The 13,375-nt window shown below is 66.2% G+C and carries 13 protein-coding genes; all 13 read left to right on the forward strand.

The window, feature by feature from the left end; translation table 11 throughout:
* Window positions 1-61: 61 nt before the first annotated feature.
* Window positions 62-1,654 carry an ABC transporter substrate-binding protein gene (locus tag ABMC89_RS01335; RefSeq protein ID WP_349564407.1) on the forward strand — a complete coding sequence of 531 codons (1,593 nt, stop codon included), beginning with the start codon at window positions 62-64 and terminating at the stop codon, window positions 1,652-1,654.
* An 83-nt stretch (window positions 1,655-1,737) separates the two neighbouring features.
* A complete protein-coding gene (locus ABMC89_RS01340) occupies window positions 1,738-2,712 on the forward strand; it encodes an ABC transporter permease (RefSeq protein ID WP_349564409.1) in 975 nt (324 codons plus the stop codon).
* Entirely contained in the window at window positions 2,709-3,587 is an 879-nt protein-coding gene (locus ABMC89_RS01345) for an ABC transporter permease (RefSeq protein WP_349564411.1), read from the forward strand. Before ABMC89_RS01340 ends, ABMC89_RS01345 begins: the two co-directional genes overlap by 4 nt.
* Window positions 3,584-4,561 (forward strand): ABC transporter ATP-binding protein, encoded by a 978-nt coding sequence (locus tag ABMC89_RS01350; RefSeq protein WP_349564413.1) that lies wholly within the window; start codon window positions 3,584-3,586, stop codon window positions 4,559-4,561. The genes ABMC89_RS01345 and ABMC89_RS01350 overlap by 4 nt, the downstream gene beginning before the upstream one ends.
* Window positions 4,558-5,550: an ABC transporter ATP-binding protein gene (locus ABMC89_RS01355; protein ID WP_349564415.1), complete on the forward strand. Its 993-nt coding sequence runs from the start codon at window positions 4,558-4,560 to the stop codon at window positions 5,548-5,550. The genes ABMC89_RS01350 and ABMC89_RS01355 overlap by 4 nt, the downstream gene beginning before the upstream one ends.
* A gap of 66 nt (window positions 5,551-5,616) precedes the next feature.
* Complete coding sequence (locus ABMC89_RS01360; protein ID WP_349564417.1) at window positions 5,617-6,756, forward strand: metallophosphoesterase family protein; 1,140 nt, start codon at window positions 5,617-5,619, stop codon at window positions 6,754-6,756.
* Entirely contained in the window at window positions 6,753-9,380 is a 2,628-nt protein-coding gene (locus tag ABMC89_RS01365; RefSeq protein WP_349564419.1) for an AAA family ATPase, read from the forward strand. Before ABMC89_RS01360 ends, ABMC89_RS01365 begins: the two co-directional genes overlap by 4 nt.
* A 168-nt stretch (window positions 9,381-9,548) precedes the next feature.
* Entirely contained in the window at window positions 9,549-10,322 is a 774-nt protein-coding gene (locus ABMC89_RS01370) for an urease accessory protein UreD (RefSeq protein WP_349564421.1), read from the forward strand.
* A gap of 3 nt (window positions 10,323-10,325) precedes the next feature.
* Window positions 10,326-10,628 (forward strand): urease subunit gamma, encoded by a 303-nt coding sequence (locus tag ABMC89_RS01375; RefSeq protein WP_349564423.1) that lies wholly within the window; start codon window positions 10,326-10,328, stop codon window positions 10,626-10,628.
* A 10-nt stretch (window positions 10,629-10,638) separates the two neighbouring features.
* Entirely contained in the window at window positions 10,639-10,944 is a 306-nt protein-coding gene (locus tag ABMC89_RS01380; protein WP_349564425.1) for an urease subunit beta, read from the forward strand.
* 17 nt (window positions 10,945-10,961) lie between these two features.
* Window positions 10,962-11,255, forward strand: coding sequence for an antifreeze protein (locus ABMC89_RS01385; protein WP_349564427.1), 294 nt, complete (start codon window positions 10,962-10,964; stop codon window positions 11,253-11,255).
* A gap of 3 nt (window positions 11,256-11,258) precedes the next feature.
* Complete coding sequence (locus tag ABMC89_RS01390) at window positions 11,259-11,642, forward strand: lysozyme inhibitor LprI family protein (protein ID WP_349564429.1); 384 nt, start codon at window positions 11,259-11,261, stop codon at window positions 11,640-11,642.
* A 1-nt stretch (window position 11,643) separates the two neighbouring features.
* A complete protein-coding gene (gene ureC / locus ABMC89_RS01395) occupies window positions 11,644-13,353 on the forward strand; it encodes an urease subunit alpha (RefSeq protein WP_349564431.1) in 1,710 nt (569 codons plus the stop codon).
* The last annotated feature ends 22 nt before the right edge of the window (window positions 13,354-13,375 follow it).

The following is a 13,375-nucleotide window of genomic DNA, read 5'->3' on the forward strand; positions in this document are numbered from 1 at the left end:
TCCAAATGGAACCAATGAAAATAAATCTTTGTTGCTGCACTCATCCAAGGGGAGACTGAAAGTGAAGACCACAATGAATCTGAAAGGGCTGATGGCGGCGGGTGCCGTCTTTGCCCTGAGCGCGGGCGCCGTTGCGGCGCAAACGCTCACCGTGGGCGTCCGGGGTGGCCCGGAATCGCTGGATCCGCATTACTCGGCGCTGGGCAGCCACGCCGAAGCGGCCAAGCATATCTTCGACACGCTGGTATGGTCCGGCACCGACCTTCAGATCGAACCGGGTCTGGCGACCGAGTGGACCCCGATCGACGAGGACACCTGGGAATTCAAACTGCGCGAAGGCGTGAAATTCCACGACGGCAGCGACTTCACCGCCGAGGATGTGAAATTCTCGATCGAGCGTATTCCGGTCGTGTCCGGCCCCACAACCACGACGATCTACGTGCGCCGTGTGTCCGAGGTCGAGATCGTGGATGACTACACGCTCAACATCCACACCGACGGGCCAGCAGCCACGCTGCCCTATGACTTCGTGCGCCTGTTCATCGTCTCGTCCGAAGCGGCGGCCGATTATTCCACGCCAGAGACAGCCGCCGAGGGCTTCAACTCGGGTGCGGCGGCCATCGGCACCGGTCCTTACAAATACGTCAGCTGGGAGCCCAAGGGCGATCTGGTTCTCGAAGGCTTTGACGACTACTGGCGCGGGCCGGGCGCATGGGAAACGGTGATCCGCAAGGAAATCCCGAACGACAGCTCGCGTCTTGCGGCGCTGAAGGCGGGGCAGGTTGATCTGATCAACTATGTTTCCTCCGTCGACTATCTGGCACTTGAAAACGACGCCGATGTCGAAGCCGTGAAGGGCGATTCCGTCTATGTGATGAACCTGCAGCTCGACCAGCGCGAAGACACGCCCATGGTCTTTGCCAACGACGGCTCCAAGCTCGATGAAAACCCGCTGCGCAACCCGCTGGTGCGCGAGGCGATTGATCTGGCCATCGACCGTCAGACCATGGTCGACATCGTTCTGGAAGGTCTCGGCAAACCTGCCAACCAGATGATGCCTCCGGGCTTCTTCGGGTCTTCCGAGGATATTCCGATGCCCGAATACAACCCGGCAAAGGCCAAGGAACTGCTGGCCGAAGCGGGCTATCCCGACGGCTTCAAGATCGAGCTTTACTGCACGGCGGACCGTCTGCCGGGTGACGGCGCGATCTGTCAGGGGCTGGGCCAGATGTTCAGCCAGATCGGCATCACCACGGACGTGAACGCGATCAGCAAGACTGTCTACTTCCCCGCTCAGGCGCGGCTGGAATACTCGGTCTTTATGAATGGCTGGGGCACGCTGACGGGCGAGGCTTCCTATACGCTGGGCAGCCTTGCGCATTCCAACAACCCCGATGTCAAACTGGGTGCCTTCAACCGCATCGAGTACAAAAACGACAGGGTCGACGAACTGCTGCAGGCCGGTGCCACGATGCTGGACGCGGACGAACGTCGCGCGGCCTACGAGGAAGCGATGGAGCTGACGATGGCCGACAAGGTCTATATCTCGATCGTGCAGTTGCAGACCGTCTGGGGCGCGAAGGCCGACACGCTGGAGTTCGAACCGCGTTTCGACGAGGATACGCTTGCGTATTTCGTGAAGCCCGCGAACTGATACGACTTTCACGATGACGGGGCGGGCGGTGCCGATGCGCCGCCCGCTCCTTTCCAGATACCTCCCCCCTCAAAGGATCCCTCATGCTCGGCTTCGTCATCCAGCGGCTTTTGCAGGCTTTCGCGGTCATGGCCGTGATGTCGGTGATCGTCTTTTTCGGGGTCTATGCCATCGGCAACCCGGTCGATATCGTCATCCCGCCCGATGCCACGCAGGAAATCCGTGCCGAGGCGATCCGGCGTCTGGGGCTCGACCGCCCGGTGTGGGAGCAATACGGCATCTTCGTCGCCAATCTGGTGCAGGGCGATTTCGGACGCAGCTTTATCTACAACGAACCGGTGCTGAAGCTGATCGGCGGGCGTCTTCCCGCCACGCTGGAGCTGGTGCTGATCTCGGTCATTTCGGCCACGGTGCTGGGGGTCAGCCTTGGCGTCTACGCGGGCTATCGCCCCGACAGCTGGGTGTCCAAGACGATCATGGGCGTGTCGATCCTCGGGTTTTCGGTGCCGTCTTTCTGGGTCGGGTTGATCCTGATCCTGACTTTCGCCGTTTCGCTGGGCTGGCTGCCTGCGGGGGGGCGCGGCGACACGGTCGAGCTGTGGGGCATCCGCTGGTCGTTCCTGACCATCGACGGGCTGAGCCATATCGTGCTGCCTGCCGTCAATCTTGCCCTGTTCAAATTCGCCATGATGATCCGTCTGGCCCGTGCGGGCACGCGTGAAATCATGCTGACCGATACGGTCAAATTCGCCCGTGCGGCGGGTATTTCCGAGCGCGTGATCCTGCGCCGGCACCTGCTCAAACTCATCTCTATCCCGATTATTACCGTCTTCGGTCTCGAACTCGGCTCGACACTGGCCTTTGCCGTGGTGACCGAAACGATCTTCAGCTGGCCGGGTGTCGGCAAGCTGATCATCGACAGCATCGCGGTCCTCGACCGCCCGGTGATGGTGGCCTATCTCATCCTCACGGCGCTGTTGTTCGTGACCATCAACTTCGTGGTCGATCTGGTGTTCGCGCTGATCGATCCACGCCTGCGCACAAGGGCCGCGTCATGAGCCAGTCCACCCCCCTGGGCCGTTTCTGGGCCGAGTTCCGAGAGAACAAGGTCGCTGTCGTGGCGCTCTGTGTCTGCGTGGCGATGATCCTGCTCGCGGTGTTCGCGCCGCTGTTCTCGCCGCAGGATCCTTATGATCTGGGCAACCTCAACCTGATGGACAGCCGCCGCCCGCCGGGCTTTGTCGGGTCGGGCGAATATACCCACCTGCTGGGCACAGACCCGCAGGGGCGCGATCTGCTGAGCGCGATTTTCTACGGGCTGCGCATCTCGATCCAGATCGGCATCGCGGCAGGGGCGGTGGCGCTTACCATCGGTACGGCGCTCGGGATCACGGCGGCCTATTTCGGGGGGCGCATCGAAACGCTGATCATGCGGATCGTGGATCTGCAACTGAGCTTTCCCGCGATCCTTCTGGCGCTGGTTCTGGTGGCGCTTCTGGGGCAGGGCAAGGGACAGCTGATCGGCGCGCTGGTCGCGGCCCAATACGCCTATTTCGCGCGCACCGCTTACGGTGCTGCCAAATCCGAGCGCCGCAAGGATTACATCGAGGCCGCCCTCGCCACACCGCTGAAATCGCGGGTGGTGATCCTGCGCCACATCCTGCCCAACTGCATGCCGCCGCTGATCGTCGTGGCGACCGTGCAGATCGCGAATTCGATCTCGCTTGAGGCCACGCTGAGCTTTCTGGGCCTCGGCCTGCCGGTGACCGAACCAAGCCTCGGCATGCTGATATCGAACGGCTTTCCCTACATGATGTCGGGGCGCTACTGGATTTCGATCTATCCCGGTATCGCGCTGATCATCCTGATCGTTGCGATCAATATCGTGGGCGACCAGATCCGTGACCAATTCAATCCGAGGCTGCGCAAATGAGTGTGCTCGAAGTCGAAAACCTGCGGACCGAATTCTTTACCCGTGCGGGCACCCTGCGGGCGGTCAATGATGTATCCTTCCGGCTCGAGCGCGGAGAGATCCTCGGCCTCGTGGGCGAAAGCGGATCGGGCAAGACAGTTACCGGCTTTTCGCTCCTCGGTCTGGTTGACGAGCCCGGCCGGATCACCGGCGGCTCGGTCAAGCTGAACGGTCAGGAGCTTGTCGGGCTGCCGCAGGACAAGCTGCGCAAACTGCGCGGGCGCGACATCTCGATGATCTTTCAGGATCCGATTGCCACGCTCAACCCGATGCTGACCATTGGCCAGCAGATGCACATGGCGCTTTCCGCCCACGAACGGATGAGCCGCAGCGCCGCCGACGCCCGGTCGGCAGAGGTTCTGGGCCGCGTCGGTATCCCGTCCCCGCGCCAGAGGCTCGACAACTATCCGCACCAGTTCTCGGGCGGGATGCGCCAGCGCGTGGCCATCTCGATCGCGTTGCTGCACAGCCCGTCGGTAATCGTGGCGGACGAGCCAACCACAGCGCTGGACGTCTCCATTCAGGCGCAGATCCTGCATCAAGTAAAAGAACTTGCCGCCGACATGGGCACGGCCATCATCTGGATCAGCCACGATCTGGCGGTGGTGTCGTCGCTCGCCTCGCGGCTGCTGGTGATGTACGCGGGCCGCGTGGTCGAACAGGGGCCGACCGCCACGTTGCTGCGCGATCCGCGCCATCCCTATACGCGCGGTCTGATCGACAGCCTGCCTGCGTCGACCACACCCGGCCAGATGCTGGCACAGGTGCCCGGCACCACGCCGTCGCTGCTGTCACTGCCGCCCGGATGCCCCTTCGCACCGCGCTGCGCGCGCAGCATGGACGCCTGTGCCACCATGCCAGAGCCGACCGTGCAGGGCAGCCGCCACTGGCGCTGTCACGTCCCCGTCGGTGTGCCCCAGGAGACCCCCGCATGAGCGCTTTTCTTTCAGTCGATAACGTCTCGCGCCGTTTCGGTCCGCAGCTGACGCTCGGCGACCGCATCGCGGCCAGATTGGGCGCCAATGTCGAAACCCGCACGGTCCATGCGGTCGACCGCGTGGCGCTTGAGGTCAAGCAGGGCGAGACGCTGGGCCTCGTGGGCGAAAGCGGCTGCGGGAAATCCACGCTGGGCCGCGTCATGGCGGGGATATTGCCACCGTCGGACGGGGCTGTTCTGCTCGACGGTGTGCCGGTGATGGAAGGCGGGCTGAAAACGACGACCCGCGTGCAGACCGTGTTTCAGGATCCCTTTGCAAGCCTCGATCCGCGCATGAAGGTCGGTGACGCCGTGGCCGAAGGCCCCATCGCCCACGGCCTGACGACCAAGGCAGAATCCAAGGCCTATGTCGCGCAATGGTTCGAGAGGGTCGGGCTCGACCCCGACTGGGCCAGCCGTTATCCGCACCAGTTCTCGGGCGGGCAGCGGCAGCGGCTTGCCATCGCGCGCGCGCTAGCCATGCAGCCCGATATGCTGATCTGCGACGAACCGGTGGCGTCGCTGGATGTGTCGATCCAGGCCCAGATCATCAATCTGTTTCTGGAACTGCGCCGCGACCTCGGGCTGACCTGCGTGTTCATCAGCCACGACCTGTCGGTCGTCCAGCACGTAAGCGACCGCGTCGTGGTGATGTACCTTGGCCGCATCGTCGAATTGGGCGAAACGCAGGCTGTCTTTGACGCGCCTGCGCATCCCTACACCCGTGCGCTGCTGGCGTCGGTGCCCAAGCTGGTGATCGACAGCGATACGCTGGTGGATTTTCAGCCCATCGAGGGCGAAGTGCCTTCGCCGCTCTCGCCGCCGCCGGGGTGCCATTACAATCCTCGCTGCCCGCTGGCCGCCGATCTGTGTCGCGCCGAGGTGCCGCAGTTCCGCGCTCTGGGCAACGCGCGTTTCGCGGCCTGCCATTTCGCCGAAGAGGTCTGATCAGCCCTTGCCCTCGCTCCGCGCGCGCACCATCATGAGCGCCCGTTCCACTGGATCCGAGGGCCGATGTTCCGCTTTCTGCACAGTTCCGACCTGCACCTCGGCAAGCCTTTCGGGCGGTTCGATGAAGACGTGCGCGGTCGTCTGCGCGAGGCACGTTTTGACGCGCTGAACCGTCTGGCACAGGCCGCACGCGACGGCGGTGCGCAGGTGGTGTTGCTGGCGGGCGATACCTTTGATCAGGAAACGCCGGCGCCGCGCCTGATCCGCCAGACGCTCAACACCATGCGCGCGGCAAGCGACATCCATTGGGTGCTGATGCCGGGCAACCACGACAGCCTTGCCGCGACAGAGCTGTGGCAGACAATCCAGCGCGACCGCCCCGACAATCTGACACTGGCGCTCAGCGATGCGCCTGTCGATCTGGGCGCCGCGACCCTGCTGCCCGCGCCCTGTACCGCGCGCAACCCGGGCCGCGACCTGACCGAGGCGATGGGCCAACCCACCGCCGAGGGGCAGATCCGAATCGGTCTGGGCCACGGCGGGATTACCGAGTTCGCGGGCAAGGACGGCGAGGGCGGCGATGTGCCCTCAGGCGTGATCGCGCCGGACCGTGCGCGCCGTGCGGGTCTTGATTATCTGGGCTTTGGGGATTGGCACCGCCAGATGCGGATCGACGACCGCACCTGGTATTCCGGGACGCCCGAACAGGACGCGTTCAAACACGACACGCGGGGACAGGCGCTTCTTGTGGGGATCGGGGGCGCCGGTACAGCGCCGGAGGTGACACCCGTTGTCACGGCGGCCCTGCACTGGCAGCGCAGGACCATAACGGTAACCCCGCAGGAGGATACCGAAAGCCTGCTCGATACCGTCTTGCCACAGCTCGGCGCAAGGCGCGACACGCTGTTCGCGCTCGTCGGAGAGGGCAGGCTGGGGGTTGCGCGGATGCAGACACTGCGCGCGGGTCTGCGACGCGCGGCGCCCGACTTCCTGCATTTCGAGGAGGATCTGACGGCGGTTGCCCTCGCGCAGGAGGCCGCCGACATCGAGGCGATCGATGCCTCCGGCGGGGCGTTGCGACAGGCCGCCGAACGTCTGGCCACTCGCGCCGAGGACTCTGCGTTGTCGCAGGACGACCGCAAGGTCGCCCAAGATGCGCTGTCGCTGCTCTTCGGCTTCGCGGCAGAGGCGGGCACGGCATGAAGATACGCGGCCTTACCCTTGAAAACGTGCGGAAATTCGCAGGTCAGCGGGCCGAGATCAGCGATATCGGTGACGGTATCAGCGTGATCAGCGAAGCCAACGAATTCGGGAAATCCACTTTCTTCGACGCCCTCCATGCGCTGATGTTCACCAAGCACAGCGCCACCGGCCGTGAGGTTCAGGCACTGCGCCCCGCGGCGGGTGGTGCCGTGCGCGTCGCGGCGCGGATCGAGACGGCGGAGGGCCTGTTCACGGTCGAGAAATCGTTTCTTAGCCAGAAGAGCGCCGCGGTGCGCGATGCCTCCGGCAGGCCGATCGCGCAGCAGGACGAAGCGGAGCGCTGGATCGCGCAGGTTATGGAAAGCGGCCTTGAGGGTCCGGCGGGACTGCTCTGGGTCCGGCAGGGGGTGACCGCGATGGAGCCGCTCGACGCCTCGCCAAAGGAGCGCAGCCAGCTTCTGGGGGTGCGGCGGGATCTGCTGTCGTCGGTCGCCGGAGAGATCGACATGGTGACAGGCGGTCGCCGGATGGACCGTGTGATCCGCGCGGCACAGGATGCGCTGGCCGCCCTGGCGACCCAGACGGGACGGCCCAAGGCGGGCGGGGCATGGGCCGCCGCACAGGATGAGGCCGAAGCGCTTGAGCAGACCGCGTCGAAGCTGCGGTCCGAGGTGGCGACCCTGCGCCATGCGCTGGACCGCCGCGCGCAGGTGGCGCGGCAGCTTGCCGTGCTTGCCGATCCGGAGGCCGACGCCGACCGCCGCCGCGCACTGGCGGCCGCGCAGGCCGCGGATGCCGCCGCGCGTGCCCACGCCGAGCGTTTGGCGACCGCCCGCACGGAGGTGTCGCTGAAGACGCTGGAGCGGGATCGCGCCAGACAGGCGCTTGATACGTTGATTGCCCGCGAAGAGACGCTCAAGACCAGCGAGCAGACCTTCGACGAAGCCACCGGGGCGTTGGCGGGCGCGGAGCAGACCCTCGCCGCCGCGCAGGCGCGCTACGACGGGCTTGCGGCCCGGCGGGACGCAGCGACCGCCCGGACCGCCGCGGTGCGCGCGGCGTTCCAAAAGGCGCAGGATGCGCAGCTGCGCGCCGGAGCGGTGGTGCAACTGGAGGCGGCAGTAAAGGCCCGTGACGCCGCACGCGCGCAGCGCGACCGCGCAGAGCAGACCCGCGCGCGCCTTTCCTCGATGCATGTCACGCCAAAGGTGCTGCGCCAGATCGAAGAGGCGGAAGAGGCGCTGCGCCGCGCGCAAGCCGATGACGCCACGGGGGTGACAATCACGCTCGCCTATAGCGGTGCGACACGTCTGGCCCGCGCGGGCACCCCCTTGCCGGAAGGGCCGCACCGCATCACCGAGCGCCAGAGCATCGACATGCCGGGCATCGGCACCTTGACCCTCGACCCCGGGGCGGCAGCCCTGCGCGACGATCCCACCGGCGCGGCAGAGCGCGCGTTGCAAGATGCGCTCGACGGGGCAGGCCAGCCCGATGCCGCCAGTGCGCGCACCGCGGCCCGCGCCCGCGAGGATCTGGTCAGGGAAGAAGCCCTCGCGCGGCAGATGTTCGAAACCCTGGCACCGGAGGGGCTCGACCCGCTGGAGGCCGCCGTGGCAGATGCGCAGGCGCGTCTGGAACGTTTGCAAGCGACGGATGCGGATGCCGAAGCCCCGGCGCAGACTGCGCAGGATCTGGAGGCGGCCGAGCGGGCGGAACAGGCGGCCCGCGGCGAGGCCGACGAGGCCCGCGAGGGTCTGGACCACGCGCGAACCGCCTTCGCCCGCGCTCAGGCACGCGCCGAAACCGCACAGGCCGCGCGTGACAAGGCGCAGGCCGATTTCGGCACGCGGCAGGATCACGAAACCGCCCGGCAGGACGCCGCGCGCGCACTGGCGCTGGCAGAAGCGGAACTGGGCGAAGCGCAAGCCGCCGTGGCCACGCTGGAGCGCGAGGCCCCCGATTTCGACACGGTCGCCGCCGCGCTGGCGCGGGCCGAAGGGGCCGTGGCACAGGCCGACAGCGATATCCAGCGCCTGCGGACCGATCTGGGCGCTTTGGCCGCCGAGATCAGAACCCGCGCCGAGGATGGCGTCGAAGAGGCGCTGGCCGAAGCCGAGGGCCGCCACAGCGCTGCCGCCGCGCGGGCGGAGCGTTTCGCGGCGGAAGTGGCGGCGCTGCGGCTGTTGATCGACACCTTGCAGCAGACCCGCGGCGCGGCGCAGGATGCCTATTTCGGCCCGATCCAGCAGGAACTCAAGCCGCTGCTGGCCATCCTGCACGCGGATGCGGCGCTCAGCTTCGATCCAGGGACGCTGCTGCCCGCCCAGATGACCCGCGACGGCACCGAGGAAACGCTGGAGCGCCTCAGCGGCGGGACGCAGGAGCAGATCGCGGTGCTGACCCGGCTCGCCTTTGCGCGGCTATTCGCGCGGGCGGGCAAGCCGATGCCGGTGATCCTCGACGATGCGCTGGTCTATTCCGACGACGACAGGATCGAGCGGATGTTCACCGCGCTGCACCGCGTGGCGCAGGACCAGCAGGTGATCGTCTTCACCTGCCGCCAGCGCGCTTTCGGCGGTCTCGGCGGGACGCGCCCGACCGTCACCATAGGCCCGATTGCCTGAGAAACCGGCAACTGCCCCGACGCAACGCGGGCGCGGCCGGGAAAACCCTGTGCATCGGGATGTTGCTGTGCTGAAATGTGCTGAAAGCCACCGAAAGAAACTGCCATCCAACACCTTCGCGCCCCAGACCTGCCCCAGCCGCCCGCGCCCCAGCGTGCGCGCGGTGCCGTGCGAGTCGGTTTCATCGAGGCGCGCGGGGCCACGCGGCTCGCCGATCTGCGCCAGCAGGGGTGTCTGAAATGCATCCTGCCGCGCGTCTATCACGACGGCGCCGAAGGCGTGTTGGTCAACACCTCCGGCGGTGTCACCGGCGGGGATCGCCTGAGCACGGATATCTCCGTGGGCGCGGGCGCGCGCGTCTCGATGACCACGCAGGCGGCCGAGCGGATCTATCGCACCACGGATGGCAGCAGCGGCCGTATCACCACGCGCATCACCGTCGGCGCCGGTGCGCGCCTGCATTGGCTGCCCCAGGAGACGATCCTGTTCGACCGCGCCGCCCTTGACCGCCGGCTCGACGTGGCCCTTGCGCCCGATGCAACCCTGCTGGCGACCGAAACGCTGGTGTTCGGTCGCGCGGCGATGGGCGAAGTCGTGACACAACTGGCGCTGCACGACCGGATCGCCGTCGACCGCGCGGGCGTACCGCTCTACCGCGATGCGGTGGCGGTGACCGGCAATGCCGACGCGCTGCTGGCCCGTGCCGGGATCGGGCAGGGGGCGGGGGTGGTCTCGACCGCGCTCTATGCCGCCGCCGACGCCGAGGCGCAGCTTGATGCCGTGCGCGTATTGCTCGGCCAGGACGGCGGCGTCAGCCTGCGCAGCCCCGGCCTTCTGGTCATCCGCGTCCTTGCCCGCGACAGCCTTGCCCTGCGGCGCATCCTCATTCCGGTGCTGGAACATCTTTCCGGCATGCCCCTGCCATCCGTCTGGAGACTTTGATCCATGCAACTCACCCCGCGCGAAAAAGACAAACTGCTGATCTCGATGGCTGCCGAAGTGGCGCGCAAGCGTCTGGCGCGGGGGGTGAAGCTGAACCATCCCGAAGCTGTCGCGTTGATTACCGACGCCGTGGTCGAAGGCGCGCGCGACGGCCGGTCGGTCGCCGACATGATGGAGGCCGGTGCGCAGGTCATCACCCGCGACCAGTGCATGGAGGGCGTGCCCGAAATGATCCACGACGTGCAGGTCGAAGCCACCTTTCCCGACGGCACCAAGCTGGTGACCGTCCACAACCCCATCCGCTGAGGAGCGTTTCATGATACCCGGAGAACTGATGCCCGCCGAGGGCGATATCACGTTGAACGCGACTTCTGACGCGATCACGCTGATCGTCGCCAACACCGGCGACCGGCCTGTACAGGTCGGCAGCCACTATCACTTCGCCGAAACCAATCCCGCGCTCGAGTTCGACCGCGATGCGGCCCGCGGATGCAGGCTCGATATCGCGGCGGGCACTGCCGTGCGGTTCGAACCGGGCCAGCGCCGCGAGGTCCAGCTGATCCCGATGGGCGGCGCGCGCCGCATTTTCGGCTTTAACGGGCAGGTCATGGGGGATCTATGAAACAAAGGTTCAATCCCATGCGGCCGTGGCTCAACGTGGTGCAGATGGGGATGGTCATGGCCGAGGCGCAGGCCGTCGTCGGAATGCGCCTGATGGGCATGGCCGGTGTCTGGGCCGTAACCGGCACCGAGGACGGGCGCATGATTTCCGAGAAGACCGAGGCGCTGGCCAAATCCTACGCCGATGCCAGCCGTGTCGCCCTGCGCGGCGGCGGCGGCGATGAGATCGTCGAGGCGGCGATCCGGCCGATCCGGCAGAAAACCCGCGCCAACGTCAAACGGCTGGCCAAGCGCGGCCCGAAAACGAGGTAGCCCATGCGCGCAGACTGTCTTGGCCTTCTTTCCGCCACGCTGCTTTACGGCATCTGGGGCGGCACGGGATCGGCACAAACCGCCGAAGACTGTGCCGATCCGGTCCAGCAGCAGACGATGAACGCCTGCGCGATGCTCGAATACCAGAAAGCGGATGCCGACCTGAACGCGGCATGGAAACCGGCGCGTGCCTTCGCGGATGAAATCGGCGTCGCGGAGGATCTGCTGGCAGCGCAGCGGGCGTGGCTGGCCTACCGCGATGCCGCCTGCAAGGCCCAGTCCAGCCCCTATGAAGGCGGGTCGCTGCGCCCGCTTGTCCATGCCACCTGCCTGACCGATCTGACGGTCGCGCGCACGCAAATGTTGCTCGAATTTCACGGATATTGATATGCCCCACTCGATCCCCCGCGCCCAATATGCCGCCATGTACGGCCCCACCACGGGAGACCGGCTGCGCCTTGCCGACACCGATCTGGTCATCGAGGTCGAGCGTGACCTGACCACCTACGGCGAGGAGGTGAAGTTCGGGGGCGGCAAGGTGATCCGCGACGGCATGGGCCAAAGCCAGGTCACCCGCGCGGGCGGGGCCGTCGATACGGTTATCACCAACGCGCTGATCGTGGATCACACCGGCATCTACAAGGCGGATGTGGCGCTGAAGGACGGGTTGATCGCGGCCATCGGCAAGGCTGGCAACCCCGATACCCAGCCCGGCGTCGACATCATCATCGGTCCGGGCACCGAGATCATCGCGGGCGAGGGGCGGATCCTGACCGCGGGCGCGATGGACAGCCACATCCACTTCATCTGCCCGCAGCAGATGGAGGATTCGCTGCATTCGGGCGTGACCACCTGTTTTGGCGGCGGCACGGGGCCTGCCCATGGCACGCTGGCCACCACCTGCACACCGGGGCCGTGGCACATCGGGCGGATGTTGCAGGCCTTCGACGCGATCCCGATGAACATTGGCCTGTCGGGCAAGGGGAATGCCAGCCAGCCCGCCGCGCTGGAGGAAATGGTGCGCGCGGGGGCCTGCTCGCTCAAGCTGCACGAGGATTGGGGCACGACCCCTGCGGCCATCGACTGCTGCCTGTCGGTGGCCGACGCGATGGACGTGCAGGTGATGATCCACACGGATACGCTGAATGAAAGCGGCTTTGTGGAACATACGGTCAAGGCCATGAAAGGCCGCACCATCCACGCGTTCCACACCGAAGGGGCGGGCGGTGGCCACGCGCCGGACATCATCAAGATCTGCGGCGATGCCAACGTCCTGCCCAGTTCCACCAACCCGACACGGCCCTATACCGTCAACACCATCGAGGAACATCTCGACATGCTGATGGTCTGTCACCACCTCGATAAATCCATCCCCGAAGACATCGCCTTTGCCGAAAGCCGCATCCGGCGCGAGACCATCGCCGCCGAGGATATCCTGCACGATATCGGCGCGTTCTCGATCATTGCCTCGGACAGTCAGGCCATGGGCCGCGTCGGAGAAGTGCTGATCCGAACGTGGCAGACCGCCGACAAGATGCGCAAGCAGCGCGGCCGCCTGCCGGAGGAAACCGGCGACAACGACAATTTCCGCGTCCGCCGCTATATCGCCAAGGTCACGATCAATCCGGCGATCGCGCAGGGGGTCAGCCACGTTCTGGGATCGGTCGAGGTGGGCAAGCGCGCGGATCTGGTGCTGTGGAACCCCGCGTTCTTTGGCGTGAAGCCCGAAATGGTGCTGATGGGCGGCACCATCGTCGTGGCGCAGATGGGCGATCCCAATGCGTCCATTCCGACGCCGCAGCCGGTCTATACGCGGCCCATGTTCGGCAGCTTCGGCCGGTCGGTGGAACGCTCCAGCGTGACTTTCGTGTCGGGGGCGGCGCAGGAGGAGGGGATCGGTGCGGCGCTGGGTCTGGCCAAGGATACGGTCGCCGTCCGCAACACGCGCGGCATCGGCAAGCGCGACCTGATCCTGAACGATGCCCTGCCACAGGTCGAGGTCGATCCCGAAACTTACGAGGTACGCGCCGATGGCGAGCTTCTGACCTGCGAACCCGCCGAGGTGCTGCCGATGGCGCAACGATATTTCATGTTCTGACGCATCCCTGCGCCGCCCTTGC

Source organism: Sulfitobacter sp. HNIBRBA3233, from assembly GCF_040149665.1.
GTDB lineage: Bacteria > Pseudomonadota > Alphaproteobacteria > Rhodobacterales > Rhodobacteraceae > Sulfitobacter > Sulfitobacter marinivivus.